The organism is Microbacterium sp. NPDC058062 (genome assembly GCF_042885375.1).
GTDB lineage: Bacteria > Actinomycetota > Actinomycetes > Actinomycetales > Microbacteriaceae > Microbacterium > Microbacterium trichothecenolyticum_C.
Genome location: NZ_JBHVSC010000003.1, coordinates 377,868 through 404,787, shown reverse-complemented (window position 1 = coordinate 404,787; position 26,920 = coordinate 377,868). Strand labels below are relative to the sequence as shown.

Genomic DNA, 26,920 nt, shown 5'->3' with positions numbered 1-26,920 from the left:
CCGGGCAACCGCCGTCCGTGACGATCGATCCGGCGAGCGGCCGCGTCGTGGCGGACCCGTCGGCGGCGGCGTTCACGGGACCGAGCGAGGCGTCGCCGGGCGACGTCGCCCTCGGCTACGTGCGGGCGCACGCCGGTGACTTCGGGCTCGCCGGGGACGCAGCATCCGGGATCTACGTCCACAAGGAGCTCGCCCTCTCGAACGGGTCGACGGCCGTCCATCTGGGCCAGCGCGTCGACGGGCTGCGCGTGCGCGACGCGGTCATGACGTTCGTCGTCGCCGCCGATGGCCGGGTGCTGTCGGTCGCGGGGTTCCTGGCGCCCGGTGACGGCACCGGCACGCGCGCCGCGCTCACGGCGCAGGCGGCGATCGACGTCGCCGCCGACGCGCAGGACGCCGATGCGACGCGGCCGCTGCGCGAGGCCGCGACGCGGTCGCCCGCGCCGCAGGAGTACCCGAACGTGTACGCCGAGGGCCTGACCGACCCGGCGCCCGTGACGTCGGAACTCGTCTGGTACCCGGGCGAGGACGGCACGTCGCTGCGGCTCGCGTGGCTCACCGACATCGAGTCGTCGGGCCAGGCGTGGTTCGAGACGGTCGTCGATGCGAACACCGGCGAGGTCATCGATCAGCGGAGCCGCTACGCGCACGCCGCTCCCGAGGGCGACGTGTTCCGCGAGGAGCACCCCGAGGCGGCGGGCGCGACGCGCCAGACCACCTCGTTCTCGGGCATCAACGGCACGTGGGTCGACGACCGCACGACGAACGGCAACAACGTCAACGCGTACCTCGACCGCAACGACGACGACGCGAACAACGAGTACCAGCCGCAGACGCCGGCGAGCGGCGACCCCGGCTACCAGCAGTTCCTCTACGCGTGGACGGATGCCTGGCGCACCACCGCCGACGTCGACTCGCTCGTCGCGCTCGACGCCGACCGCGACGCGATCATCACGCAGCTCTTCTACTACACGAACGTCATGCACGACTGGCTGTACGGCCACGGGTTCGACGAGGCGAGCGGCAACTTCCAGGTCGACAACTTCGGCAACGGCGGCTCGGGCGGCGACCCGGTGCTGGCCGAGGCGCAGGACGGCTGGGACTTCGGCTGCATCGACGACCAGAACACTCCGGCGCCGGGCGACGACGTGCCCGTGCGCTGCCTGAACAACGCGAACTTCGGCACTCCGGCCGAGGGCACCAGCCCGCGCATGCAGATGTACATGTGGGCGCCGGGCCGCCCGTTCCGCGACGGCGACATGGACGGCGACGTCATCGCGCACGAGTACGGGCACGGCGTCTCGAGCCGCCTGGTCGGCGGCGGGGCGCTCGGCTACAACGACTTCGATCAGCGCGGTGCGCTCGGCGAGGGCTGGAGCGACGTGATCTCGTTCCTGAAGTGGGACGACGCCGTGGTCGGCGAGTACGTCACGGGCGACGCCGTCAACGGCATCCGGTCCGTCGGCTACGACATCTCGACCCGCACGTACCAGTCGTACAACACGACGTCCACGAGTGGCCACGGCAACGGCGAGATCTGGGCGGCGACGATCTACGACATCCGCGAGCTGTTCCCCGGCGGCGCCGAGGCGCTCGCCACACTCGTCCTCGACGGCATGAAGGCGACGCCCGCGAGCCCGAACTACATCGATGCGCGCAACGCCCTTCTCACCGCCGACGGCGGCGCGAACAAGTGCCTCATCTGGTCGGCGTTCGCGGGCCGCGGGCTCGGCACCGCGTCCACCACCGGCCTCGACACCGTGCCCACGGCGAGCTCCGCCGTGCCGGCCGAGTGCGAGCCGACCGCCGACGCCGGCGGGCCCTACGTGACGCCGGAGGGCACGGACGCCGTGCTCGACGGCACCGGCTCCGCCACGGGCAGCCACCCGAGCGCCGGGGCGATCGCCACCTACGCGTGGGACCTCGACAACGACGGCGCCTACGACGACGCGACCGGCGCGTCTCCGTGGTTCACCGCGGTCGGCCAGGACGGCGTCTATCCCATCGGCCTCCAGGTCACCGACGCGTTCGGCCGCACGTCCACTGCGACGAGCACGGTCACCGTCACCAACGTGGCGCCGACCGTATCGATCGACGCCATCACGCCGATCGACGAGTTCGGCACGGTGACCGTCTCGGGCACCGTCACCGACCCCGGCTGGCTCGACGACCTGTCGGCCACGATCTCGTACGACGATGGGGCGGCCGCCGTCGCGCTCCCGGGCGTCGAGGAGAACACGCGGCCCGACGCCACGCTGACCTTCTCGGTGCAGCACCAGTACGGCGATGACGGGGCGTACAACGTCGAGGTGTGCGCGGCCGACGACGACACCACCGACAACTGCGACACCGCGGTGGCCGCCGTGGCGAACGTCGATCCCACCGCGACGATCGACTCGTCGGGCGAGGAGGTCTACGACGGCAAGAGCGCGTTCGTCGTCGAGGCGGGCGAGGACCTCACGGTGCCCGCCGGCTCGACCGATCCGGGCAGTGACGACCTCACCCTCACGTGGGAGTGGGGCGACACGACGAGCGACAGCGAGACGTCGCTCGTGAACCCGCCGGCGTCCGACCCGCTCACGTCGCCGAGCGTGCAGCCGCGCGACATCACCCTCGAGGCGACCCACGCGTACACCGACGCGTGCCTGTACGAGCTGGGCGTGACCGCCGAGGACGACGACGGCGGCGTCTCACCGACCGATACGGCGGCCGTCATCATCACCGGCAACGCCACCGTGTCGAAGGGCCACGGCTGGTGGCTCAACCAGTACCGCGTCAAGAAGTCGAACGACTTCACGCCCGCGGAGCTGCAATGCTACCTCGACATCGTGGGCTACTTCAGCCTGGTCTTCGACGAGGGGAAGGATGCCTCGACCCGGGCCGCCGCGACGCTCGTGCTGAACAACCCGGCGAAGGCGCCCGCCGACGTCATCTTCGATCAGCACGCGCTCGGGGCATGGCTCAACTTCGCGAACGGCTCGGTGAGCCTCGACACCCCCGTGGACACCGACCGCAACGGCAGCCTCGACAGCACGTTCGGAGCCGTCATGCTGGCGGCCGAGACCGTGCGCATGAACCCGGCGTCGACGTCCGCGCAGATCAAGGCGCAGAAGGACGTCGTCGAGCGGATCGCGACGCAGAGCGGCGACTGAGACGAGCGGGAGGGGAGGGTGCGGTGAGAAGGCGATGGCTGCCCACCCTCCTCCTGCTCGCCGCGCTCGCGGGCTGCGCGAGCGGGGAGCCGCCCACGGAGGCGACCACGGCCGGCCCTGAGTCCGCGCCCGCCCAGCCGTCGCCCTCGGCGGCGGCCCCCGCGCCCCGGTTCATCGGACCCGCCGACGACGGCCGCACGTTCGCGATGACGGTCGGGCAGACGACGACGCTGCGGATCACCGATGCCGAGGCCCCCGAGCCGGAGGCGGTCGGCACCGCCGTGCTGCTCATCCCCGTGACCAACGTCACGGCCGCCGGGGCGCGCGAGTGGGAGGTGCGCGCGGTGGAACCGGGCACCGCGGTCGTCCGGTCGACGGGCGAGCCGTCGTGGGAGATCTCGCTGACGGTGACGGAGGGCTGACGGGCGGACGGATGCCCCCGCCCCGCCTCCCTTGAACGCCGCCGCGCGCCCCTCTAGCGTGAGGTGTCACCCGATCGCCAGGAGCACCCATGACCTCGCCCACCGCCCCGGAGGAGATGCACGCCATCTCGGCCGACACCCGTCACACCGTCGAGGACGTGCTGGAGTACGCGCGGCGCCGGGCCCTCTACGAGGACGTCCCGCTCGACAAGCCGATGACCCCGCGCGACCTGGAGCGCCTGGCGTCCGGTTCGATCACCCCCGAGGGCATCGGCTCGCGGCGCGCGATCGCCCTCTTCGAGAACGTCCTCGCCCCGGCGTGCGTGTCGACCGACCACCCCGGGTACCTCTCGTTCATCCCCTCCGCGCCGAGCAAGGCCTCGCTCGCGTTCGATGTCGTGGTCTCGGCATCCGCCATCTACGGAGGCTCGTGGGTCGAGGGCGCCGGCGCGGTGTTCGCCGAGAACGAGGTGCTGCACTGGCTCGCGAAGGAGTTCGGCCTACCGGCGGGCGCGGGCGGCGTGTTCGTGCAGGGCGGCACGATCGGCAACCTCTCGGCCCTCGTGACGGCTCGGGATGCTGCGCGCCGCCGCGCGGCGGACGAGGGACGCGCGACCCCGCCGCGGTGGGTCGTCGTGTGCAGTGCCGAGGCACACTCGTCGATCGCGTCGGCAGCGGCCGTCATGGACGTCGACGTCGCGACGGCCGAGGTGGACGCGAACGGGCGCCTGCACGGTGACGCCGTCGCCCGCGTGCTGGACGAGCACGGAGACGCGGTGTTCGCGGTCGTCGCCACCGGAGGCACGACCAACTTCGGCATCGTCGACGACATCGCGAGCGTCGGCGCGCTCGCGCGCGAGCGCGGCATCTGGTTCCACGTCGACGGCGCGTACGGCCTCGCGGCGATGCTCGTCGAGAGCATGCGGCCCGTCTTCGCGGGCGTCGAGCTCGCGGACTCGGTCATCGTCGACCCCCACAAGTGGCTGTTCGCGCCTTTCGACGCCTGCGCGCTGATCTACCGGGAGCCCGCCCTCGCGCTGTCGGCCCACACGCAGAAGGCCGAGTACCTCGACACCCTCACGGGCAAGCCGGACTGGAACCCGTCCGACCTCGCCGTGCAGCTCACCCGCCGGGCACGAGGCCTGCCGATGTGGTTCTCGCTCGCGACCCACGGCACCGACCAGTACCGCGCCACGATCGAGTACGGCATCGACCTCGCGCGCCGCATCGCCGATGAGATCGAGTCGCGCGAGGGCCTGACGCTCGTACGCGACCCGCAGCTGTCGGTCGTGGTGTTCCGTCGCGAGGGCTGGACGCTCGCGGACTACGAGGCGTGGTCGAGCCGGCTGCTCGAGGAGCAGCACGCGTTCGTCGTGCCGAGCTCCCACGCCGGCGAGCCCGTGCTGCGGTTCGCGATCATCTCGCCGCTGACCACGTTCGAGCTGCTGACGGCGATCCTCGACACCCTGGACTGAGGCCGCCGACGGTGCCCGGAAGCTCCCAGCCTCCACGCACGTAGACTGGAGGCATCCGTTCTCGTCCCTGAGAACCCGCCGCTCCGCAGGATCACCGTGACCTCAGCCGATTCCCGCACGTTCGCCGTGCGCCACGTGCAGCTCGCACGCGCCGCGTTCGCGGCGCTCGCGGCACTCATGATCACGTTCTCGCCCGACCACTCCGCCCTGGTCGGCAGCTCGGTGTTCAGCGGCTTCGCGATCGCGACCGGCCTCGTGCTGCTGCTCGCGGTGTGGCTGGTCTACCCGAAGGGACTCCGCTGGCCGTCGGCCGCGCTCGGCGGTGTCGCCATCGTCGCGGGCATGGCGAGCGGACTCCTCCCGCTCCGCACAGTCACCGGCTACTTCGTCATCGTGATCGCGTGGGCGCTCATCAGCGGCGTCATCGAGCTCATCGCGGGCTGGCGCGGCCTCCGCGGCCGTCGCGAGCGGCGCGAGATCGCGCCCGGTGTCGCCGATGCGCGGCCCGCCGCGCTCGTCGGTCCGCGCTCGGAGAGCCGCGACGCGGCGGTCGTCGGCGCCCTGACGATCCTCCTCGGCATCGCGCTGCTGTTCGTGCAGCCCGCGTACGCGCTGGACTACACGATCGAAGAGGCGCACGCGACGTTCACCCTCACCGGCATCACGATCGGCGTCGGCCTGTTCGGCGGCTACGCCGCGATCGTCGCCGTGTACCTCGGAATCGCCGGCTTCTCGCCGCGCCCGGTCGAGGCCGCCGATACCCCTGACTTCACGGCGGAGGCGTCCGCGTCCGCCGATCCCACCCCGCAGAAGGACTCCGCGTGAGCCACGAAAGCCCCACCCGCCGCGACCTCATGAAGCCCCTGCAGTTGCTCGGGCTGGCCTTCGCAGCCGCTCTGTTCGCGGGAATCGTGACGCTCGTGTCGATGGGCTTCTTCCAGCAGCGCGCCGCCGGCGAGGCGGAGCGCGCGGTCGTCACGGCGCTCGTCATCGCCGGCATCAGCTTCATCGCGGTGCTGCTGATCGTGTCGCTGCTCCTGCTGGCGGTCGACCCCGCCCAGGTGACGAAGCAGATCGACAAGCCGGTGCTCTTCGACGAGAAGTCCGACGAGCCGGAGCAGGACGAGAAGCCGGATGCCGCAGCATCCGGCGACCCGAAGGCCTGAACCCGCGCCACCCCGCGCCGAGAATCGCGAAAGGGGAGATCTCCGCATGCGGAGATCTCCCCTTTCGCATTCCGGGAGCGCCGGAACCCGGTCAGCCGAGCTCGTCGACCAGCTGCGAGGCGAGGCCGTCGTAGGTCGCGGGCGTGAGGGCGAGCAGGCGCTCCTTCGCCTCGTCGCCGATGTCGAGTCCGCGCACGAACTCCGCGAGCTCGGGGGCGCCGACGCGACGGCCTCGGGTGAGGTCCTTGAGGAGCGCGTAGGGGTCGCTGATCTGCGAGCGGCCGGCGGCGATCTCGGCGCGCACGACCGTCTGGATCGCCTCGGCGAGGACTTCCCAGTTCTGGCCGAGGTCGGCCAGCAGCACGTCCTCGGCGAGCGAGATCTCCTTGAGGCCGCGCTGCAGGTTGTCGAGCGCGAGCAGCGAGTGCCCGAACGCGACGCCGATGTTGCGCTGCGTCGTCGAGTCGGTGAGGTCGCGCTGCATCCGGCTCGTGACGAGCGTCTGCGAGAGGGTCGCGAGCAGGCCCCCCGAGATCTCGAGGTTCGCCTCGGCGTTCTCGAACCGGATCGGGTTGATCTTGTGCGGCATCGTCGAGGAGCCGGTGGCGCCGGCCACCGGGATCTGCGTGAAGTAGCCGATCGAGATGTACGTCCAGATGTCGGTCGCGAGGTTGTGCAGGATGCCGCCGGCGTGACGCGTGCGGTCGTACAGCTCGACCTGCCAGTCGTGCGACTCGATCTGGGTCGTGAGGATGTTGAAGTCGAGGCCCAGCCCTTCGATGAACGCGCGGGAGACCTCGGGCCAGTCCACATCGGGAGCGGCCGACAGGTGCGCCGACCATGTGCCGGTGGCGCCCGAGAACTTCGCGAGGTACTCGCCGGCCTCGATCTGGTCGGCGACGCGGGCGAGGCGCCACGCGAACACTCCGAGCTCCTTGCCCATGGTCGAGGGCGTCGCCGGCTGTCCGTGCGTGCGCGAGAGCATCGCGGCGTCGCGGTGGTTCACCGCGAGCTCGGTGAGCGCGGCGATGACGGCGCGCAGCTTCGGCAGCCACACGCGCTGCACGGCGCGCTGCACGGTGAGGGCGTACGACGTCGAGTTGATGTCCTCGCTGGTGCACGCGAAGTGCGTGAGCTCGGCGATGGCGTCGAGGCCGAGCAACGAGAGGCGGTCGCGCACCAGGTACTCGACGGCCTTGACGTCGTGACGGGTCACCGACTCCTTCTCGGCGAGCCAGTCGATCTCGGCCTGCCCGAACTCGAGGTAGAGCGCCCGCAGCCGCTCCTTGTCGGCGTCGGCGAGCGGCGACGTGCCGAACAGCGAGCGATCCGTGAGGGCGATGAGCCACTCCACCTCGACCTCGACGCGGGCGCGGTTCAGGCCCGCCTCCGAGAGGTACTCGCCGAGCTCGCTCACGGCGGGGCGGTAGCGCCCGTCGAGGGGACTGAGCGGCTGAGGAGGCAGAGAAGTCATGGGGGCTCCCGTCGGTATCGCCGAAGACGACCGTCGATCCGGTGTCTTCACACCGGGCGGATGGCGGGTTCGAGTTGCCGGAAGAGCGCCCGGCTCGCGCTCTCGATCATACCGAGCACCTCGTCGAACATTCCGGGGCCCGCGTAGTACGGGTCGGGGACGTCGAGGGTGCGGGCCGAGGGATCGAACGCCAGCAGCAGGGCGATCTTGTCGGCGTCGCCCTCGGTGCGGGCCCAGCCGCGCAGGATCCGCTCGTGGCTGCGATCGAGCGCCACCACGAGGTCGCTGCGCGCGAAGTCCGAGTGCGTGAACTGCCGCGCGCGGTGGTGCGAGCCGTCGTAGCCGGCGCGCTCCAGCGCCTCGATCGTGCGGAGGTCGGCCTGCTCGCCGACGTGCCAGTCGCCGGTCCCGGCGCTCGTCGAGGCGACGCGGGAACCGAGGCCCGAGGCATCCGCGAATCCCCGGAACACCACCTCCGCCATCGGCGAGCGGCAGATGTTCCCCGTGCACACGAACACGACGCGGAAGGGCGTCGCGTCGGTCGCGGTCATGGGTTCCATTCTGGACCGAGCAGACACCGAACGTTAAGGAGTTCTCCTCTCAGGGTCTTTCGATGACGGATGCTGCTCCCCTAGCTTGTGACGAATGGGCGGCGACCAGGCTGTCCTTCCCCACGCGGTCCACAGACCGCCGTCATCCTGTGGAGGTTTCGTGTCCCCAGCACCCCGTCCCATCGCCGCTGCGATCGCAGCAGCGGCGCTCGCCGCCGGAGGAGTCGTGGCATTCGCCGCGCCCGCGGCCGCAGCATCCGGTGATCTGTTCATCAGCGAGTACGTCGAAGGCTCGTCGAACAACAAGGCCATCGAGGTCTACAACCCCGGCACGACGGCGGTCGACCTCGCCGCCGCCGGATACAAGCTGCAGCAGTACTCCAACGGCAGCGCCACCGTCAGCCTGACGATCAACCTCACCGGCACGGTCGCCGGCGGGGATGTCTTCGTGTTCTCCCACGCGCTCGCCAACGCTGCCATCCTGGCCCAGGCCGACCAGTCGGCGAACCTCGGGCTCTTCAACGGCAATGACGCCGTCGCCCTGGTCAAGGGCACCGAGATCGTCGACGTCATCGGTCAGATCGGCGTCGACCCCGGTTCCCAGTGGGGCACCGGGCTCGCGTCGACGATGGACAACACGCTGCGCCGCAATGCGAACATCGTGCAGGGCGACACGAACGGGTCGGACGCGTTCGATCCCGCCGTCGAATGGACCGGCTTCGCCAACGACACGTTCGACGGCCTCGGCTGGCACCTGACTCCGCCCGACCCCGATCCCGGGCCCGTGGCGGACTGCGCAGCGACCCCCGTGACGATCGGCTCCGTCCAGGGCTCCGGCGCGGCGTCCCCGATCCAGGGACAGGACGTGCTGATCGAGGGCGTCGTCGTCGGCGACTTCCAGACCGGCGGATTCGACGGGTACTACGTGCAGGACGCGGGTGACGGCAACGCCGCGACCTCCGACGGCATCTTCGTCTACGCGCCGGGCGGCGCGCCGGTGGACGTGGGCGACAGCGTCAGCGTCGCGGGCGAGGTCGCGGAGTTCTTCGGCCTCACGCAGGTCGTGGCCGCCGACGTCGAGGTGTGCGCGACCGACCAGGCGCTGCCGACGGCGACGCCGCTCACCCTCCCGGCGACGAACGCGCAGCGCGAGGCGCTCGAGGGCATGTACGTGACGCTGCCGCAGAACCTCGCGATCGGCGAGACGTTCGAGTACGGCCGCTTCGGCACGATCACCCTCACCAACGGCCGCCTCGACACGCCGACCGCGGTCGTCGAGCCGGGGGCTGCGGCCAACGCGCTCGCCGCCGCCAACCTCGAGAACAGCATCACGCTGGACGATGGCCGCGGCAGCCAGAACCCCGACCCGGCCATCCACCCGGATGGCGCGGTCTTCACGCTCGACCACTCGTTCCGCAGCGGCGACCTCGTCCAGAACGCCACCGGCATCCTGGACTACCGCTTCGACACGTGGGGGGTCCAGCCGACCGAGGGCGCCGACTTCACCGTCGCCAACGCGCGGACCGGCGTGCCCGACGTGGGCGGCGACCTGAAGATCTCGAGCTTCAACGTGCTGAACTACTTCACCTCGATCGATCCGACGCCCACCAACTCGAACGACGACGACTACTACCGAGGTGCGGACACGGCCGAGGAGTTCCAGCGCCAGCAGGACAAGATCGTCGCTGCGCTCGCCGCGATCGACGCCGACGTGTTCGGCCTCCTCGAGATCGAGAACAACGGCACCGCCGTCCAGGCGCTGGCCGACGCGCTGAACGCGAAGGTGGGCGCGGGCACGTACGTGCCGGTGACCACCGGCGTGATCGGCACCGACGCGATCACCACGGCGGTCATCTACAAGCCGTCGACGGTGACCCCCGTCGGGGCGTACCAGCTGATGACGAGCGCGGTCGACCCGACCTGGTCGGACGCGCGCCACCGCCCCGCGGTCACGCAGCGATTCGCGTCGACCGAGACGGGCGAGGAGTTCGTGGTGTCGGTCAACCACCTGAAGTCGAAGGGCTCGGCATGCTCCGAGAGCCCCGACCTCGGTGACGGCCAGGGCAACTGCAGCGCGTCGCGCACGGCGGCCGCCACGGCGCTCACGAAGTGGCTCAACGAGACGGTGGCTCCCGACGGTCGTGCGATCGTCATCGGCGACCTGAACTCGTACGACCACGAGGACTCGATCGACGCGTTCGTCGCGGGCGGCTTCACCGACCTGGAGAAGCAGTTCAACGGCGAGCACGCGTACTCGTACATCTTCGACGGCCAGCTGGGCTACCTCGACTACGCGCTCGCGCAGCCCGCGCTCACCGCGGACGTGTCGGGGGTCGCGTCGTGGCACATCAACTCCGACGAGCCGAGCCTGATCGACTACGACATGTCGTTCAAGCTCCCGGCCCAGGATGCGCTGTATGCGCCGGACGCCTACCGTTCGAGCGACCACGACCCGGTGATCGTCGGGCTCGACCTGACGCCGCCGGACACGACGGATCCGACCATCGAGGTGACGGCCGACCCGGAGCTGATCTGGCCGCCGAACAACAAGATGCGCACGGTGGAGTTCACGATCGACGCGGCCGATGACCGCGGCGACGTGACCGTCGAACTCACCGACGTGAGCGTCTCGGGCGCGAAGGCGTCGTGGACCCAGGTCGACGACGACACGTTCACGGTCAAGGCCGCGAAGGGCGCCGTCTACCGCTTCACCTGGACGGCGACGGATGCTGCGGGCAACACCAGGGCCGACACGGTCGAGGTGGTCGTGGGCAAGTAGCCCGCGATCGCTCCGCCCGGAGGGGCGTCGTTCCGAGCGGAGCGGCGCCCCTCCTCCACATCCGGGGTGGGGCGCTGCGCCGTGAACAGATCGTCGCTCGCGCGGCCGCGGGAAGGTCGCTCCCCGCGACGATCGACGGGTGACACTGCTCGAACCGGCCGCCGACGCGGCTTCTCACCATCTCGCCCAGGTCGCGCGCGAGCTCGCGCGGATCATCGACCGGATCACGGATGCCGCGTTCGTCGCCCGCGGGCTCGCCGACGCCGTCGACTGGCAGGCGAAGGCCGCCACCGCGTTCCACGATCGGGCGACGTCGTGGGCGAGCGACGTGTCCGGCCTCGCGTGCCTGGCCGAGACGGCCCGGTACGACGTCTCCCGGGCACAGGACCGCGCCGCGTTCGCGGGCTCCTTCCCCGGCCTCTTCCCGGGGGCGGCGCGATGAGCGACACGAAGCCCGGCCCGAACCTCCTCGATCCCGAGCTGGCGCCGGAGGTGGGGCGCCTCGGCCCGAACGAGGGCGCCATCGGCCTCCTCGCCGAGCACTGGCCGCGCGTCGACGACGGCCTGCAGATCCGCGGCGGGGGCGCCGTCGCCGTCGACACCGCGACGCTCTCGGCGGCGGCGGTCCGCTTCGACACATCCCGGGAGGAGCTCGCCTCGATCGGCCGGCGACTGCGCGCGCTCCGCGCCGAGCTGGGGGCGCACCCCGAGTACACGGCAGAAGCGCGGGCCGCAGCATCCGTCCTCGCCGCGAAGCTCGACGCGGTGCAGATCGAGGCCGACGAGATCGCCGCGGCACTGAGGCAGGCCGGCTGGGCGTACGAGATGGTGGAGATCGAGGTCGCGCACCGCGCCGCCGTGCTCTCGGGCGACACCGACCGCGCGCAGCGCCTCGACGCTCGCATGACCGCCCTCGTCGACGCGAACCCCGACGCGTGGCGCATGGCACTCGGAGCGCAGTTCGAGCGCACCGTCATGTGGCCGTCGGAGCTCGTCCGTCAGGCGACGCAGTGGGGCGTGGCGGTCGGTGGCGAGGTCAGCGACCCCGGTTCGGTCGTGGTCGGCTGTGCGGCGGGGCTGCTCACCCTGGGCGGGGCGGCGGTCGTGGGGCTCTCGGGCGCCGGCCTGCTGTCCCGAGACGCGCGGCTCTCGGGCACGGCGGGGCCGGTCACGGTGACCCCGGTCGCAGCCGGCCCGCCGGCGGGCGCGACCTCAGCCGGCGTCGCCGCGTCCCCGCCGTCGCGGTCGCCCGCATCGGTGGCGCCGCAGAGCCTGGCCGCCGTGACGGACCGGATGCCGGGGGCCGGTGACTCGCGAGTGCGCGTCGAGCGATACACGATGCCCGACGGGTCGCGGCAGTACGCCGTGTACCTCGCCGGCATGCAGTCGTTCGACGTCGGAGGCGAGGAACCCTGGGACAACGCCTCCAACGTCGAGCTGTACGCGGGGCAGAGGTCGGACTCGTACACGGCCACCCAGGCGGCGCTCGCCCAGGCGGGCGTGCAGCCGGGCGACGCCGTCCACCTTTTCGGGTTCTCGCAGGGCGCCATGATCGCCGGGCACCTCGCGCTGGAGGGCGGCTACGACACGCAGACGCTGGTCTCGATCGGGTCGCCCGTCGACACCGACGTCGGATCGGGCACCCTCAGCGTGACGCTGCGGCACACCGACGACCCGGTCGCCGGCCTCGCGGGCGGCGGTCACGCCGCCGCGGTCGGCGCACCTGGGAGCTTCGTCGCGGAGCGGGTCTTCGATCCCGACGTCGGCACCGACGAGCCCCGGCTGCCCGCGCATCGGCTCAACGCCTACGCCGAGACCGCGGCTCTGGTGGATGCCTCGACCGACCCGCGGATCGACGCGTTGCGCGGCGTCTTCGCCGAGCTCGCGCGCGCCGAATCGGTCGAGGTGACCGAGTACGCGGCGACTCGCGGTGCGGGGTGAGTCAGTCCTTGCGCGGGCGGATGATGATGCCGACGACCCAGTTGATGAGGGTGATGATGATTGCCGCGACGACGCCCCACCAGAAGTCCTCGACCCGCAGGCCCCAGTTCCAGAAGCTCGTGAACCACGCGGTGAGCCACAGCAGGAACGCGTTGATGAGGAGGCCGATGAGGCCCAGCGTCAGGATGTAGAGCGGGAACGCCAGCACCTTGATGACGGTGCCGATGATCGTGTTCACGAGCGCGAAGATCGCGGCGACGATCAGCAGCGTCAGGATCAGCTGGAGCGTCTCGCCCGGCGGGAACGGGATGACCGAGACCTGGAGCGCCGGGATCAGGGTGACGACCCAGATCGCGAAGGCGTTGATGACCACGCGGATGAGGAAGCCCATAGTCCGCCCAGTCTTCCACGGCCCTCGCGCGGGCCGGTAGCCGCAATCCGATGCTCTTGATACCGAATTGGTATCGACCTACCCTGAGGCCATGCCCATGACTCTCCGGCTCCCCGAAGAACTCGACCGTGCGCTCGACGCGATCGCCGAGGCGGAGCACGTCTCGAAGCACGCGCTGGTGCTCCAAGGCGTGGAGCTCATCATCGCCCGACGCGGCCGGCGCGGGGCCGTCGACGAGGCCGTCGACTTCGTGCTCAGTCACGATGCCGAGCTGCTCCGCCGGCTCGAAGACGCATGACCGAGTTCCTGACCCTCGACGACGCCCTCCACATCTCGTCGAGACTGGGATTCCACATCAGAGACGCCGGGCTCCTCGCATCGGCGCTCGCGCGGCCGGCGACCACGCTCTTCGGAGACGACGCCTACCCCTCGCTGAGTCTCAAGGCCGCAGCGCTGCTCGAGAGCGTCGTGCGCAATCACCCGTTCGTCGACGGCAACAAGCGCAGCGGCTGGACGCTCGCGGTGACGTTCCTCTGGGTCAACGGGTACCGCCACGACATGACCGCGGACGAGGGGTTCGACCTCGTGGTGGGTGTCGCGGAGGGCCGGGTCGACCTGGAGTCCCCGGGCCGGACGTGGGAGGCGCATCTGATCCCCCGCTCGTAGACTCGGGGCGTGACCGACGCTCCCGAGATCCCCGTCCGCGTGCGCCCCGAGGTCGCCGCCCTGCCGCCGTACAAGCAGGGCCGGCAGGCCGGCGCAGACGCGTTCAAGCTGTCGAGCAACGAGAACCCGTTCGACCCGCTGCCCGGAGTGCTCGAGCGGGTGCGGAACGCGTCAGCGCTCAACAGATACCCGGATGCGACGGCCGCACGGCTGCGCGAGCGGCTGGCCGAGCGGTTCGGCGTCGGCGCCGACTCCGTCCACATCGGTGCCGGCAGCGTCTCGATCCTCGCGCAGCTCGTGCTGGCGACGTCCGGCCCCGGCGACGAGGTCATCTACGCGTGGCGCTCGTTCGAGGCGTATCCCTGGCTCGCCGTCGTCGCCGGTGCCACCGCCGTTCAGGTGCCGCTCGCCGAGGGCGCCCGCCACGATCTCGACGCCATGGCGGCGGCGATCACCGACCGCACCCGCGCGATCATCGTGTGCAGTCCCAACAACCCCACCGGACCGATCGTCACGCAGGCCGAGTTCGACGCCTTCGTCGAGAAGGTGCCGTCCGACGTGCTCGTCATCCTCGACGAGGCCTACGCCGAGTTCGTCACCGACCCCGAGTCGGTCGACGGGCTGCGCGTGCTCGGCGGGTCGGACCGGCCCAACGTCGTCGTGCTCCGCACGTTCTCGAAGGCGTACGGTCTCGCCGCGCTCCGCGTCGGGTACGCGATCGGACACCCTCGCGTGCTGGACGCCGCCCGCAGCACCGCGATCCCGCTGTCGGTGACCGCCCACGGCGAGGAGGCCGCGCTCGCGAGCCTCGACGCTGAGGACGAGCTGCTCGAGCGCGTCCACGTGATCGCCGATCGTCGCGACCGGCTGGCGGCGGGCCTCCGCGAGGCCGGGTGGGCCGTCCCCGTCGCGCAGGGCAACTTCGTGTGGCTGCCTACCGGCGACGACACGATGGCGTTCGCGGCGACCTTCGAGGAGGCCGGACTGATCGTGCGGCCGTTCGCCGGGGATGGCATCCGGATCTCGGTCGGCGAGGAGGAATCCGTCGAGCAGGTGCTGCGGATCGCGGCGACGGTCGCCGCCCGCGGCGAGGGATGACTGCCGGTGCGGTTGTCGATCGCGTGCGGTGGATCTCAACAACCGTTGTCGAACGCATGCAGAATCGCGCATGCACGGAGAGATAGCGTGAATTCATGACCCCGGTCGACGATCACGCCCTGGTGCGGTTTCTGGAGGCGGACGGAACGTTCGCGCCGAGCCCTGCCGCCGAACCGTATCGGGAGGCCGTCGAGAGTCTCGGCGATGCCGACCTCGAGACGTTCTACCGCGATATGGCCGTCATCCGCGCGTTCGACGTGCAGGCGACGAACCTCCAGCGGCAGGGGCAGCTGGCCCTCTGGCCGCCGAGCTACGGGCAGGAGGCCGCGCAGGTGGGCTCGGCCCGCGCGGCGCGCGCACAGGACCACCTCTTCCCGTCGTACCGCGAGCACGTGGTCACGAAGATCCGCGGCGTCGACCCGATCGACATCATCCGCGTGATGCGCGGACTGACGCACGGCGGGTGGGACCCGACCCACCCGAAGAACGGCAACACGCACATCTACACGCTCGTGCTCGGGTCGCAGACGCTGCACGCCACGGGCTTCGGGATGGGTCTCGTCTTCGACGGCCGCTGCGGCACCGGCGACCTCGACCGCGACGAGGCCGTCATCGTCTACTACGGCGACGGCGCCTCCAGCCAGGGCGACGTGCACGAGGCGATGGTCTTCGCGAACAGCTACCGCACGCCCGAGGTGTTCTTCCTGCAGAACAACCAGTGGGCGATCTCGGTGCCTGTCGCGACGCAGTCGCGCTCGCCGCTGTACAAGCGCGGCGAGGGCTACGGCATGCCGAGCACGCTGATCGACGGCAACGACGTGCTCGCGAGCTGGGCCGTGACGCGCACCGCACTCGACGAGGCGCGCGCCGGCGGCGGACCGCAGGCGATCGAGGCCATGACCTACCGCCTCGGCGCGCACACCACGAGCGACGACCCCACCAAGTACCGCACCTCCGACGAGGAGGAGTCGTGGCGCCGCCGCGACCCGATCGCGCGGATGAAGGCGTTCCTCATCGGGCGCGGCGCCTCGGAGGCGTTCTTCGCCGACGTCGAGGCCGAGTCGCAGGCGCTCGCCGACGACGTCCGCACCCGCACCAACGCTCTGGGCGGGCTCGAGCGCGACGACATGTTCGCGCACGTGTACTCCGAGCAGCACCCGCTGATCGACGAGCAGCGGCAGTGGCTCGCCGACTACGAGGCATCCTTCGAAGGAGGCGCATCGTGAGCACCTCGACCACCGCATCCGCGGCCACCGAGACGACGGCCCCCGCCGTGCAGACCATGCCGTTCAGCCGGGCGATCAACGCCGGACTTCGCGCGGCGCTCGCCGGCAGCGACCGGGTACTCCTCATGGGCGAGGACATCGGCAAGCTCGGCGGCGTCTTCCGCGTGACCGAGGGCCTGCAGGCCGAGTTCGGCGAGCAGCGCGTGCTCGACACCCCGCTCGCGGAGTCGGGGCTCGTCGGCACCGCGATCGGACTCGCGATGGTCGGCTTCCGCCCCGTCGTCGAGATCCAGTTCGACGGGTTCGTCTTCCCGGCGTTCGACCAGATCACGACGCAGCTCGCCAAGCTCACGAACCGCCACGAGGGCGCGCTGCAGATGCCGGTCGTCATCCGCATCCCGTACGGCGGGCACATCGGCGCCGTCGAGCACCACCAGGAGAGCCCCGAGGCGTACTTCACGCACACGGCCGGCCTCCGGGTCGTGAGCCCGTCGACGCCGAACGACGGCTACTGGATGATCCAGGACGCCATCGCCTCGCCCGACCCGGTGATCTTCCTCGAGCCGAAGAGCAAGTACTGGCAGAAGGGCGAGGTCGACACGTCGGCGCGCGCCCTGCCGCTGCACGCATCCCGCGTGGTCCGTCGCGGCACCGACATCACCCTCGTCGGCCACGGCGCGATGGTGACGACGATGCTGCAGGCCGCCGTGCTCGCCGAGGCCGAGGGCACCAGCATCGAGGTCATCGACCTCCGCTCGCTCTCGCCGGTCGACTACGGGCCCATCCTCGACTCCGTCCGCCGCACCGGCCGCATGGTCTACGCGCAGGAGGCGCCGGGCTTCACCTCGCTCGGCTCCGAGGTCGCCGCGACCGTCATGGAGCGCGCCTTCTACGCGCTCGAGGCCCCCGTGCTGCGCGTGTCGGGCTTCGACACTCCGTTCCCCCCGGCCAAGCTCGAGGGGTCGTATCTCCCCGACGCCGACCGCATCCTCGAGGCCGTCGACCGGTCCCTCGCCTACTGACCTCCACCCTTTGACCGCGAGAGAACACCTGGTGGCCGAGATGCGGGTTGCTTCCCCACCTCTCGGCGACCAGCTGTACTCTCGCGAAAAGGGCGGGATCGAAAGGAGCTCCGCATGAGCACCCAGACGTTCGTCCTCCCCGATGTCGGTGAAGGCCTCACCGAGGCCGAGATCGTCCAGTGGCGCGTCGGCCCCGGCGACAGCGTCGCCGTCAACGACGTCCTCGTCGAGATCGAGACCGCGAAGTCGCTCGTCGAGCTGCCCTCGCCGTTCGCCGGCACCGTGGGCGAGCTGCTCGCGGCCGAGGGCACGACCGTGAACGTCGGCGCCGCGATCATCACGATCGCTTCGGCGACGGATGCTGCGCCCCCGGCCACCGTCGGGCAGTCCGAGCACGGCGAGCCCGCCGAGGCCGCCGGCGAGGGTGCGGTGCTCGTCGGCTACGGCACGGGCGGACACGTCCAGTCGCGGCGGCGCAAGCCCGCGGTTCCGGCCGAGGAGCGGGTCGCAGCATCCGTCGGCGTCATCGCGAAGCCCCCGATCCGCAAGCTCGCGCGCGACCTCGGCGTGGAGCTCTCGGCCGTCGCGCCCAGCGGCCCCGCCGGCGAGGTGACCCGCGAGGACGTCGTGCGGCACGCGTCGCAGGCCAGCGTCTTCCGCAACATCGAGACGCCCGAGTGGGGCGACGTGCGCGAGGAGACCATCCCTGTCTCCGCGCCCGCGCCCGCGCCGGGTCCCGCAACCGTCGCACCGTCGACGCCCGCGCCCGACGCGGCCGGCCGCGAGGAGACCATCGCGGTGCGAGGCGTGCGCAAGGCGACGTCGTCGGCGATGGTGCAGTCGGCGTACTCCGCCCCGCACGTCTCGGTGTGGACGGACGTCGACGCCAGCCGCACGATGGAGCTCGTCAAGCGCCTGAAGACCTCGCCGGACTTCGCCGACATCAAGGTCTCGCCGCTCCTCATCATGGCGCGCGCCGTCATCTGGGCGGCCCGGCGCACCCCGATGGTGAACGCGGCGTGGGTGGATGCCGAGAACGGCGCCGAGATCCGTGTGCGCCGCTACGTGAACCTCGGCATCGCCGCCGCGACCCCGCGCGGCCTGCTCGTGCCCAACATCAAGGACGCGCAGGATCTGTCGATGCGCGAGCTCGCCCGCGCGCTCGAGAAGCTGACGCTCACGGCGCGCGAGGGCAAGACGACCCCGGCCGACCAGCACGGCGGCACGATCACCATCACGAACATCGGCGTCTTCGGCATGGATGCGGGCACCCCGATCATCAACCCCGGCGAGGCCGGAATCGTGGCGCTCGGCACCATCCGCCAGAAGCCCTGGGTCGTCGACGGCGAGGTGCGTCCCCGCTGGGTCACGACCGTCGCCGGCTCGTTCGACCACCGCGTGGTCGACGGCGACGGCATGTCGCGCTTCATCGCCGACGTGGCGTCGATCCTCGAGGAGCCCGCGCTGCTCCTCGACTGAGCTCTTGTGTGACCGAAGCGCCGCCGCGGCTCTGTGCCGGGCGGCGCTTCGTCGTTCCTCGGGGCCTGGGCCGCAGCATCCGCTCCTCATCTGAGGACCTGAGCCGGGGTGCGGAGCGATCGAGACCGCGGGCTCCGCAACTCAGCAACGGTCCTCAATTGAGGAACGGGTGTCGCAGGGCTGCGACTGCCGCGGGAATCGCAAGCTCGACGGCGGGCGGCTTCGGGGAAAGGGATTTGAGAACGATTCTCATTAGCGTTAGGGTCGAATGCATGACCTCCCTGCGACGTTCCCTGCCCGTGCTCGGCCTGGCGGCAGCATCCGCCCTCGTCCTCGCCGGATGCGCGGGAACGGCCGCCGGTGACGAGACGAGCGACGGGAAGATCGCGGTCGTCGCCTCCACCAACGTGTACGGGCAGATCGCGCAGGAGATCGGTGGCGACCTCGTCGACGTCACGTCGATCGTGACGAACGAGTCGCAGGACCCGCACTCGTTCGAGCCGAGCGCGCGCGACCAGCTCGCCGTGTCGAAGGCCGATCTCGTCATCGAGAACGGCGGCGGCTACGACGCGTTCATCGACGCGCTCATCGAGTCCAGCGGCACCGAGGCTCCGGTCGTCACCGCGGTCGAGTACTCGCACGACTGGCCCGAGAACGGCGGTCACGACGAGGAGAGCGGCGACGGCGCCGAGGATCACGCCCACGATCACGGCGACCACGAGCACGTCGAGGGCTTCAACGAGCACGTCTGGTACGACCCGCACACGATCGCGCATGTCGCGGAGGCCATCGCGACCGAGCTCGGCGAGCTCAGCCCCGAGAACGCCGAGACCTTCACCGCGAACGCCGAGGCGTTCTACAGCGAGATCGACGGACTCGAGGCGTCCCTCGACGAGATCGCGGCGGCGCACGAGGGCGACAAGGTCTTCGTGACCGAGCCCGTGCCGGTGTACCTCATCCAGGCGGCCGGACTCGAGAACGCGACGCCCGAGAAGTTCAGCGAGGCCGTCGAAGAGGGACAGGATGTCGCGCCCGCGACCCTGCTCGAATCCCTCGCGCTGGTGAAGGGCGGCGACGTGCGCGTGGTCATCACCAACACGCAGACCGGCGGCGCGGAGACGCAGGAGATCGTCGACGAGGCCGACGGGCTCGGCATCCCGGTGATCGCATTTTCGGAAACGCTTCCGGAGGGGGAGACTTACGTCTCGTGGATGCAGGCGAACATCGAGGCGCTGAACGCAGCGCTGGACGCGTGACGCCGGCCGCCGCGGGCTCTCGCCCCGTCATCCTCAGCATCCGGGACGCCGCGCTCCAGCGCGGCGACCGGGAGCTGTGGGCGGGTCTCGACCTCGATGTGCACGCCGGCGAGCTCGTCGCCGTGCTCGGGCCGAGCGGCTCCGGCAAGACGACGCTGCTCCGCGCGATCCTCGGCCTCGAGCCGCTTTCGAACGGCGAGATCACCGTCGAGGGCGAGCCGGTGGCCCACAAGGGCAGCCGCAGCATCGGATACATCCCCCAGGCGCGGCCGTTGCCCCGCGACACCTCGCTGCGCGGCCGCGACCTCGTGGCGCTCGGCGTCGACGGCCACCGCTTCGGCTTCCCGATCCCGCGCCGCGGCGATCGCGCCCGCGTCGACGCCCTCATCGACGCGGTCGGCGCCCGCGAGTTCGCCGACCGCCCCGTCGGCCTGCTGTCGGGCGGCGAGCAGCAGCGCCTTCGTGCCGGGCAGGCGCTCGCCGACGACCCGCGCCTGCTCCTCTGCGACGAGCCGCTCACGAGCCTCGACCTCGCGAACCAGCAGGCGGTGATCCGGCTCATCGACGGGCATCGGCGCGAGAAGGATGCCGCGGTCCTGCTCGTCACGCACGACATCAACCCGCTCCTGGGCAAGGTCGACCGCATCCTGTACATCGCGAACGGACGGTTCACCCTCGGCACGCCGCAGGAGGTGCTCCGCTCGGACGTGCTCACGGCGCTGTACGGCGCGCACGTCTTCGTCCTGCGGGCGGGCGACCGGCTCGTGGTGGTCGGGGCCCCCGATGCCGAGGCATCCCATCACCATCACGACCACGGGGCGCACGAATGAACTGGAACGACATCGCCGACGCGATGTTCGGCGGGCTGCCCTATTACGGCGAGATCCTCGCGCTCGTGTCGAACTCGGTGTGGGCGGGCGCGGTCCTCGGGCTCGTGGGCGGGCTCGTCGGCGTCTTCGTCATGCAGCGCGACATGGCGTTCGCGGTGCACGGCATCAGCGAGCTGTCGTTCGCCGGCGCCGCAGCGGCGCTCCTCATCGGGTGGGACGTCGTCACCGGGTCCATCGTCGGTTCGCTCATCGCCGCCGCCATCATCGGCGTGCTCGGGGCGAAGGCGCGCGACCGCAACTCGATCATCGGCGTGCTGATGCCGTTCGGGCTGGGTCTCGGCATCCTGTTCCTGTCGCTCTACGACGGCCGCAGCGCCAACCGGTTCAGCCTGCTCACCGGCCAGATCGTGTCGGTGCAGACGGGCCAGCTCGGCTGGCTGATCGGCATCGGGGCGGTCGTGCTGCTCGGGCTGCTGCTCATCTGGCGCCCGCTGCGGTTCGACTCGCTCGACCCGCAGTCCGCCGCCGCGCGCGGTGTGCCCACCACCGCGGTCTCGCTCGGGTTCATGCTGCTGCTCGGGCTCATCGTCGCCGTGGCCGTGCACATCATCGGCGCGCTGCTCGTGATGGCCCTCCTCGTCACCCCCGCCGCCGCCGCGATGCGCATCGTGTCGGGCCCGCTGTCGGTGCCGCTGCTGTCGGCGCTGTTCGGGTTCGTATCGGCGGTGGGCGGCATCCTGCTCGCGATCATGGGCACCCTTCCCGTGAGTCCGTACATCACGACGATCTCGTTCCTGATCTACGTCGTGTGCCGCGTCGTCGGCGCCCGCCGTGACCGCGTCACGAGGGTCGCGGCCTGACCCGCGCCCGGGCGACGCACAGGACGCCTCGGTAGACTCCCCACCATGGCCCAGCGCAACACGTGGCAGCGCGAACGCGTGCGCGAAGCGCTGTCGGACGCCCGCGGATTCGTCAGCGCGCAGTCGCTGCACGCCACCCTCCGCGACGAGAACACCGGCATCGGGCTGGCGACCGTGTACCGCGCACTCGCCGGGCTCGCCGCCCAGGGCGAGGCCGATTCGCTGCAGAGCCCCGAGGGCGAAGCGCTCTACCGCGCCTGCTCCAGCACCGGCCACCACCACCATCTGATCTGCCGCTCCTGCGGACTGACCGTCGAGATCGAGGCGACGGACGTCGAGCAGTGGGCCAAGCGCACCGCCGAGCGCCACGGATTCCGCGACGCAGAACACGTCGTCGACATCTTCGGGCTCTGCGCGAACTGCGCCGCCGCCCGGGATGCCCAGCGTGACGCGAACTGACCCTACCGTCCGCCGGGGTACGCCGAAGCGCCACGACGCTCCGGCGACCGCGCGGCTCGAGCCGTCCGCGCAGGCCCGCACGCTGCTCTGGCTCGGTGTGGGCGTCGCCGTCGTCGCCGGCCTCTTCCTGATCGACTGGCTCGCCCCGACGCTGTTCCCGGCGTCGCTCCCGACCCGCGCGCAGGACGGCCTGACGCTCGCGATCAGCGTGCTCATCGAGTCGCTGCCGTTCGTGGCGCTCGGCGTGGTGCTGTCGATCGTCGTGCAGGTGTGGGTGCCCCCGGGGGTCATCGAGCGATGGATGCCGCGGCGAGGGTGGGCGAGACGCGCGGTGCTGTCGCTCCTCGGCATGATCGTGCCGGTATGCGAGTGCGGCAACGTGCCGTTCGCGCGCGGCCTCCTCATGCGCGGATTCTCGGTGCCGGAGACGCTGACGTTCCTCATCGCCGCGCCGATCGTGAACCCGATCGTCATCATCACGACCCACCAGGCGTTCGGCTTCAGCGACGGCATCCTCGTCGCCCGCCTCCTCGGCGGGTACGCGATCGCGAACCTCATCGGGTGGCTGTATTCGCGGCATCCGTCTCCCGACGCCCTGCTGACCGACCGCTTCCGTGACACGTGCGAGCTCGTGGTGCACGAGCCGGGCGGCAAGTGGCGGCGCACGCTCGCGCAGTTCGTGATCGAGCTGCGCGCGGTGATGCCCGCGCTCGTCATCGGCTCGGCTCTCGCGGGCGCGGTGCAGGTGCTCATCCCCCGCGAGGCGCTGCTCGCGATCGGCGCGAATCCCGCCCTGTCGATCGTCGCGATGATGGCGCTGGCGATGGTGGTGTCGATCTGCTCGAACGTCGACGCGTTCTTCGCGCTGTCGTTCGCCTCGACGTTCACGCCCGGCTCGATCGTCGCGTTCCTGCTGGTCGGGCCGCTCGTCGACGTCAAGATGCTCGCGCTGATGCGCACGACGTTCACGTGGCGCACCCTCGGCGGCATCGTCGTGGTGGTCGTGCTGTCGGCCTTCGCGATCGGGACGGCGGTGAACCTCCTTGCGTAGGACAGGGTTCGTCGGCACACGGTGGCTCGGGGTCGGGCTGGCCGCGGCCCTCGCCGTCTTCACGATCTCCCTCGCGGTGACGGGGCGGCTGGGCCTGTACATCAACCCCGACTCGACATGGTTCGCGGTGTCGATGTCGGTGTTCGTGCTGATCGGCGCGGTGGCCTCGTTCGCCCTCCCGCTCGGCGCCGAAGCCGACCACGGCCACGACCACGGGGAAGAGCCGGAGCAGGACCACGCCCACCACACCTCGCACCCGCTCGCCGTCGCAGCCACCGTCGCCGGCGGGGTGGCGGCATCCGGGGTCGTCGTGCTCACGCTCGTCCTGCCGCCGGCCTCGCTCAGCGCCGAGCTCGCGATGTCGCGCGACGTCGGGGCCACGCCGCTGTTCGGTGGGGCCGACACGATCCAGCTCGCCTCGACCGGCGACACCGCCTCGTTCGGCGTCGGCGAGTGGGCGACGGTGTTCGCCACGGCCACCAACCCCGACGCGTTCGATGGCGAGACCGTCGAGCTCACCGGCTTCGTGACACCGGGCGAGGACGGCGCCTTCGATCTCACGCGTCTGGTCATCACGCACTGCGTCATCGACGCGCAGCCCGCGAGCCTGCCCGTCGTGAGCGGCGCGAGCGCGCCCGACACCGGGCAGTGGGTCACGATCACCGGAACCGTGCGCTCCTCGTCGGACGGGCAGCTCGTGGTCGACGCCGCCGCGGTCGAGGAGATCGGCGAGCCCGAGGACCCGTATGAGTACTGACGGGTCGTCACGTCGTTCGCGGTCCCGGCGTCGTCGGGGCCGCGCGTTCGTCGGAGCCTTCGCGATCGTCGTGGGCGTCCTCGCCGTGCTCGGACTCGCCGGCGCCGCCGCGAGTGTCGCGCAGGGGCCGCGGGTCACCGACGCGTACGTCGATCCGGAGGCGGCGGCCGCAGCATCCGGCGCCCGTCTCATCGTGACCACGACGCAGTCGCTCGCCGAGGTCGACCCGTCGCAGGTGACGATCACCCCTGAGACGCCGTTCGTCGTCGACACCTCGGGACGCAGCGTCGGCGTGCGCTTCACGCTGCCGCTGTGGGACGACACCGAGTACACCGTGACGATCGACGATGTCGCGTCGCTCGGCGGCGGGCCGACCGCGACGATCACGCAGACCTTCACGACGCCTGCGGCCGAGGTGTTCCTCATGCAGCGCGGCACGAACTCGGGCGACCTCATCTACCGCACCGACCTCACCGGGCAGAACGCGGTGCCCGTGTTCCGGCACGCGCACATCGAGGACTTCCGCGCGACGGCCCAGCACCTCGTCGTCTCGGTGCGCACCGACGACGACCAGGCCGGGCTCATCGTCACCGACCTCGACGGCGAGAACGCGCACGAACTGCCGCTTCCCGGCGACGGGTTCGTGTCGAACCTGCAGACCGCCGATCGCGGTGAGCGCATCGGGTACACGTTCTCGGACGCCGAGCTCACCGCCGACTCCGGTCGCGAGAGCCGGCTCTACACCGCGTCGCTCAGCGACCCCGGCGCCGATCCGACGGCGATCGAGGTCGAGGGTGCCGACCCCCGCGTGGCGGAGTGGCGGTTCGTGCCCGACACCGACAGCATCCTGCTGCTGTCGTTCGACGGCTCGCTGCTCTTGACCGGATCGGATGCCTCGGCCGGCGCGCCGACCGCGCTCGGCGACGCGATGACCATCGAGGGCATCGCCCGCGGTTCGAGCGAGGCGGTCGTGGACCGGGTCGACCGGGCGACCGTGATCGACCTCACCGACGCGAGCGAGGCGGACCTCGTCGCGCCCGACGTCGACCTCGGCGGGACGACGTCGGTGACGCCGCTCCCCGACGGCTCGACGATCCGCACGGCGGCGGTGCTCGACGCCGACGGCGTGCCGACAGGGCGCACCTCGGTCGCCCACGTGGGCGCCGACGGTGCGACGACCATGCTCACCGAGATCGCCGACACGGATGCCGTCATCCAGGTGTGCGTGTCGCCCAGCGCCCGCTACCTCGCGGTGCTCGTGGCGCCTGACGCCGTGACGAACTCCTACGACACCTACCAGCACCCGCTGCCGAAGCGCCCCGAGACGCGCGTCCTCGAGGTGGCCGACGGCGACCCCGTCGTCGCCCTCAACGGCTCGTCGATCTCGTGGTGCCAGGTGCCGCCCCGCTGACCCGCCCGCGACCAGGCGGCCCGCACGGGCGCGGGGGCGCAGCATCCGTCCCCGCGCTCCTCAATTGAGGACCAGGGCCGAATTGCGGGCGTCTCACCCCAGCGCGGTACGCATCTCGGCGCACCTCCTCAATCGAGGACGCGCCCCGCCGCCGGCCGAACCCGCCTCGATATCTTCCTATTGACATTGGGAAGATATCTGCCTATAACTGGATCCATGAGACGCAAGGCCGGCACGCTGCTCCCGCTCGAGGCGGAGATCCTCGATGCGGCGCTGCGGCTGAACCGCAGCGGCGAGCAGCGATTCCACGGCTTCGGCATCGCCAAGGTGATCGCCGAGGGTGATGAGACGTCGACGTTGACGTCGCACGGCACGCTCTACAAGGCGCTCGGGCGACTGGAAGCGGCCGGACTCCTCTCGAGCGACTGGGAAGACGCCGACGCCGCGGCCGAGCAGGGCCGCCCGCGCCGTCGCCTGTACGAGGTGACCGGGGCCACCCAGGTGGCACTCGCCGAGCACCGCATTCAGACTTCGCGCACGGCGCCCCTCGGGCGCGCGGCGTGGGAGACGCCGTGAACGGGCCGACGGCCCCGGAACGGACCGGGACGACCGCGGCGACGGGTGTCGCCGCGCGCCTCGTCCTCGCGTGGGTCGACTGCTACACGAACGGGGTGAGCGCAGAGACGTCCGAGCGTCGGCGCGCCGAGATCCACTCCGACCTGTGGGAGCAGCAGGCCGACGCACGCGCGAGCGAGAGGCCGCCGTACGCGGTCACGCTCTCGATCGCACGACGAGCAGTGCTCGGCGCTCCCGCCGACCTGCTCTGGGCACAGACACAGCGCGCGGCATCACGGGGTCTGCCGGCCGAACAGAAGGCCAGATCCATGAACACCGCAACACGTCTCCTCGCCCGCTGGTGGTGGGTGGTCGGCGCTGCCGTCCTCGCCGTCCTCATCTTCGCGATGAGCCTCGGGCAGCTCCTCGAGCCCGGCATGCCCTACCTCGAGGGCACCATCCAGGGCTTCACGATGTCGGCGCTCCTCGCCGCGGGTGTCGTCCTCCGGGCCCGCATGCCCCGCACCGCGGGAACCCTCGTCGTCGCAGGCGGGTCGGTCTGCACCATCCTGTGGTGGGCGCCGCTCATCATGGTGCTCGGCATCGTCGTGGTGGTGGGCGCCGCCATCGAGGTGGTCCGGCTCCTCGCCGGCCGAGATGCCGGTCTTGCGGTCCTCGCATCGGCCGGACTGCTGGCCGTCGCCGCGACGCCGGTCGGCTACATCGGATTCGGCTTCGACGCCGGTGCCCTGGGCTGGATGTGGTTCGTGCTCGGCGCCGTCGGCGTCGCGCTGCTCATCGCGGTCGGCACCTCGTCGCAGCGCTCCGCCGCACGAGCCGCCTGACTCTCACGCACCCACGCCCACGAGGGCTCGCATACTCCGACGCGGAGGGGCTTG

General features: G+C 71.2%; 26 protein-coding genes. 23 read left to right on the top strand and 3 right to left on the bottom strand.

Annotation, left to right across the window (positions count from 1 at the left end; all coding sequences use genetic code 11):
* Positions 1 to 17 precede the first annotated feature (17 nt).
* The 5 genes from ACFVSU_RS11075 to ACFVSU_RS11055 all read left to right on the top strand — a co-directional run bounded on the left by ACFVSU_RS11075 (position 18) and on the right by ACFVSU_RS11055 (position 6,215).
* On the top strand, positions 18 to 3,152 hold the full coding sequence (locus tag ACFVSU_RS11075; protein ID WP_387142308.1) for a M36 family metallopeptidase: 3,135 nt from the start codon (positions 18 to 20) through the stop codon (positions 3,150 to 3,152).
* A gap of 23 nt (positions 3,153 to 3,175) precedes the next feature.
* A complete protein-coding gene (locus ACFVSU_RS11070; protein WP_387142305.1) occupies positions 3,176 to 3,574 on the top strand; it encodes a hypothetical protein in 399 nt (132 codons plus the stop codon).
* Positions 3,575 to 3,663: 89 nt separating this feature from the next.
* Positions 3,664 to 5,049: a pyridoxal phosphate-dependent decarboxylase family protein gene (locus ACFVSU_RS11065; protein ID WP_387142302.1), complete on the top strand. Its 1,386-nt coding sequence runs from the start codon at positions 3,664 to 3,666 to the stop codon at positions 5,047 to 5,049.
* A 96-nt stretch (positions 5,050 to 5,145) separates the two neighbouring features.
* A complete protein-coding gene (locus ACFVSU_RS11060) occupies positions 5,146 to 5,874 on the top strand; it encodes an acyl-CoA synthetase (protein WP_387142299.1) in 729 nt (242 codons plus the stop codon).
* Positions 5,871 to 6,215 carry an amino acid transporter gene (locus tag ACFVSU_RS11055; protein WP_387142296.1) on the top strand — a complete coding sequence of 115 codons (345 nt, stop codon included), beginning with the start codon at positions 5,871 to 5,873 and terminating at the stop codon, positions 6,213 to 6,215. The genes ACFVSU_RS11060 and ACFVSU_RS11055 overlap by 4 nt, the downstream gene beginning before the upstream one ends.
* A gap of 91 nt (positions 6,216 to 6,306) precedes the next feature.
* Here ACFVSU_RS11055 and purB read toward each other — a convergent pair whose 3' ends face one another.
* Positions 6,307 to 7,689 carry an adenylosuccinate lyase gene (gene purB / locus ACFVSU_RS11050; RefSeq protein WP_387142294.1) on the bottom strand — a complete coding sequence of 461 codons (1,383 nt, stop codon included), beginning with the start codon at positions 7,687 to 7,689 and terminating at the stop codon, positions 6,307 to 6,309.
* A gap of 47 nt (positions 7,690 to 7,736) precedes the next feature.
* Positions 7,737 to 8,240 (bottom strand): low molecular weight protein-tyrosine-phosphatase, encoded by a 504-nt coding sequence (locus ACFVSU_RS11045; protein ID WP_310286741.1) that lies wholly within the window; start codon positions 8,238 to 8,240, stop codon positions 7,737 to 7,739.
* A gap of 160 nt (positions 8,241 to 8,400) precedes the next feature.
* On the opposite strand from ACFVSU_RS11045, the gene ACFVSU_RS11040 reads away from it, so the two are divergent.
* The 3 genes from ACFVSU_RS11040 to ACFVSU_RS11030 all read left to right on the top strand — a co-directional run bounded on the left by ACFVSU_RS11040 (position 8,401) and on the right by ACFVSU_RS11030 (position 12,960).
* On the top strand, positions 8,401 to 11,019 hold the full coding sequence (locus ACFVSU_RS11040; protein WP_387142291.1) for an ExeM/NucH family extracellular endonuclease: 2,619 nt from the start codon (positions 8,401 to 8,403) through the stop codon (positions 11,017 to 11,019).
* 139 nt (positions 11,020 to 11,158) lie between these two features.
* A complete protein-coding gene (locus ACFVSU_RS11035; RefSeq protein ID WP_387142288.1) occupies positions 11,159 to 11,461 on the top strand; it encodes a hypothetical protein in 303 nt (100 codons plus the stop codon).
* Positions 11,458 to 12,960, top strand: a complete 1,503-nt coding sequence (locus ACFVSU_RS11030) for a hypothetical protein (RefSeq protein WP_387142285.1) — start codon at positions 11,458 to 11,460, stop codon at positions 12,958 to 12,960. Before ACFVSU_RS11035 ends, ACFVSU_RS11030 begins: the two co-directional genes overlap by 4 nt.
* A 1-nt stretch (position 12,961) precedes the next feature.
* On the opposite strand, the gene ACFVSU_RS11025 is transcribed toward ACFVSU_RS11030, so the two are convergent.
* Positions 12,962 to 13,351, bottom strand: coding sequence for a phage holin family protein (locus ACFVSU_RS11025; RefSeq protein ID WP_045301844.1), 390 nt, complete (start codon positions 13,349 to 13,351; stop codon positions 12,962 to 12,964).
* A gap of 91 nt (positions 13,352 to 13,442) precedes the next feature.
* On the opposite strand from ACFVSU_RS11025, the gene ACFVSU_RS11020 reads away from it, so the two are divergent.
* From ACFVSU_RS11020 to ACFVSU_RS10950, 15 genes are all read left to right on the top strand, one after another.
* The gene (locus tag ACFVSU_RS11020) at positions 13,443 to 13,649 is read left to right on the top strand and encodes a ribbon-helix-helix protein, CopG family (RefSeq protein ID WP_387142281.1); all 207 of its coding nucleotides are present in this window, start codon (positions 13,443 to 13,445) and stop codon (positions 13,647 to 13,649) included.
* Positions 13,646 to 14,017, top strand: coding sequence for a type II toxin-antitoxin system death-on-curing family toxin (locus ACFVSU_RS11015; RefSeq protein WP_387142278.1), 372 nt, complete (start codon positions 13,646 to 13,648; stop codon positions 14,015 to 14,017). The genes ACFVSU_RS11020 and ACFVSU_RS11015 overlap by 4 nt, the downstream gene beginning before the upstream one ends.
* A 9-nt stretch (positions 14,018 to 14,026) precedes the next feature.
* Complete coding sequence (locus tag ACFVSU_RS11010; protein WP_387142275.1) at positions 14,027 to 15,115, top strand: histidinol-phosphate transaminase; 1,089 nt, start codon at positions 14,027 to 14,029, stop codon at positions 15,113 to 15,115.
* Positions 15,116 to 15,210: 95 nt separating this feature from the next.
* Positions 15,211 to 16,341 (top strand): thiamine pyrophosphate-dependent enzyme, encoded by a 1,131-nt coding sequence (locus tag ACFVSU_RS11005; protein ID WP_387142272.1) that lies wholly within the window; start codon positions 15,211 to 15,213, stop codon positions 16,339 to 16,341.
* A 56-nt stretch (positions 16,342 to 16,397) separates the two neighbouring features.
* Entirely contained in the window at positions 16,398 to 17,363 is a 966-nt protein-coding gene (locus ACFVSU_RS11000; RefSeq protein ID WP_387143490.1) for an alpha-ketoacid dehydrogenase subunit beta, read from the top strand.
* Positions 17,364 to 17,477: 114 nt separating this feature from the next.
* Positions 17,478 to 18,842: a dihydrolipoamide acetyltransferase family protein gene (locus ACFVSU_RS10995; RefSeq protein WP_387142269.1), complete on the top strand. Its 1,365-nt coding sequence runs from the start codon at positions 17,478 to 17,480 to the stop codon at positions 18,840 to 18,842.
* 272 nt (positions 18,843 to 19,114) lie between these two features.
* Positions 19,115 to 20,098 carry a metal ABC transporter solute-binding protein, Zn/Mn family gene (locus tag ACFVSU_RS10990; protein WP_387142266.1) on the top strand — a complete coding sequence of 328 codons (984 nt, stop codon included), beginning with the start codon at positions 19,115 to 19,117 and terminating at the stop codon, positions 20,096 to 20,098.
* Positions 20,095 to 20,928 carry a metal ABC transporter ATP-binding protein gene (locus ACFVSU_RS10985; protein ID WP_387142263.1) on the top strand — a complete coding sequence of 278 codons (834 nt, stop codon included), beginning with the start codon at positions 20,095 to 20,097 and terminating at the stop codon, positions 20,926 to 20,928. The genes ACFVSU_RS10990 and ACFVSU_RS10985 overlap by 4 nt, the downstream gene beginning before the upstream one ends.
* The gene (locus tag ACFVSU_RS10980) at positions 20,925 to 21,788 is read left to right on the top strand and encodes a metal ABC transporter permease (RefSeq protein WP_045301828.1); all 864 of its coding nucleotides are present in this window, start codon (positions 20,925 to 20,927) and stop codon (positions 21,786 to 21,788) included. The genes ACFVSU_RS10985 and ACFVSU_RS10980 overlap by 4 nt, the downstream gene beginning before the upstream one ends.
* Before the next feature lie 45 nt (positions 21,789 to 21,833).
* Positions 21,834 to 22,247: a transcriptional repressor gene (locus tag ACFVSU_RS10975; protein WP_310286721.1), complete on the top strand. Its 414-nt coding sequence runs from the start codon at positions 21,834 to 21,836 to the stop codon at positions 22,245 to 22,247.
* Positions 22,234 to 23,298: a permease gene (locus ACFVSU_RS10970; RefSeq protein WP_387142258.1), complete on the top strand. Its 1,065-nt coding sequence runs from the start codon at positions 22,234 to 22,236 to the stop codon at positions 23,296 to 23,298. The genes ACFVSU_RS10975 and ACFVSU_RS10970 overlap by 14 nt, the downstream gene beginning before the upstream one ends.
* A complete protein-coding gene (locus ACFVSU_RS10965; RefSeq protein ID WP_375870319.1) occupies positions 23,291 to 24,055 on the top strand; it encodes a TIGR03943 family putative permease subunit in 765 nt (254 codons plus the stop codon). Before ACFVSU_RS10970 ends, ACFVSU_RS10965 begins: the two co-directional genes overlap by 8 nt.
* Positions 24,045 to 25,466 (top strand): hypothetical protein, encoded by a 1,422-nt coding sequence (locus tag ACFVSU_RS10960; RefSeq protein WP_387142254.1) that lies wholly within the window; start codon positions 24,045 to 24,047, stop codon positions 25,464 to 25,466. Before ACFVSU_RS10965 ends, ACFVSU_RS10960 begins: the two co-directional genes overlap by 11 nt.
* A gap of 216 nt (positions 25,467 to 25,682) precedes the next feature.
* On the top strand, positions 25,683 to 26,042 hold the full coding sequence (locus ACFVSU_RS10955; protein WP_387142251.1) for a PadR family transcriptional regulator: 360 nt from the start codon (positions 25,683 to 25,685) through the stop codon (positions 26,040 to 26,042).
* The gene (locus tag ACFVSU_RS10950) at positions 26,039 to 26,866 is read left to right on the top strand and encodes a hypothetical protein (protein WP_387142248.1); all 828 of its coding nucleotides are present in this window, start codon (positions 26,039 to 26,041) and stop codon (positions 26,864 to 26,866) included. The genes ACFVSU_RS10955 and ACFVSU_RS10950 overlap by 4 nt, the downstream gene beginning before the upstream one ends.
* Positions 26,867 to 26,920 lie beyond the last annotated feature (54 nt).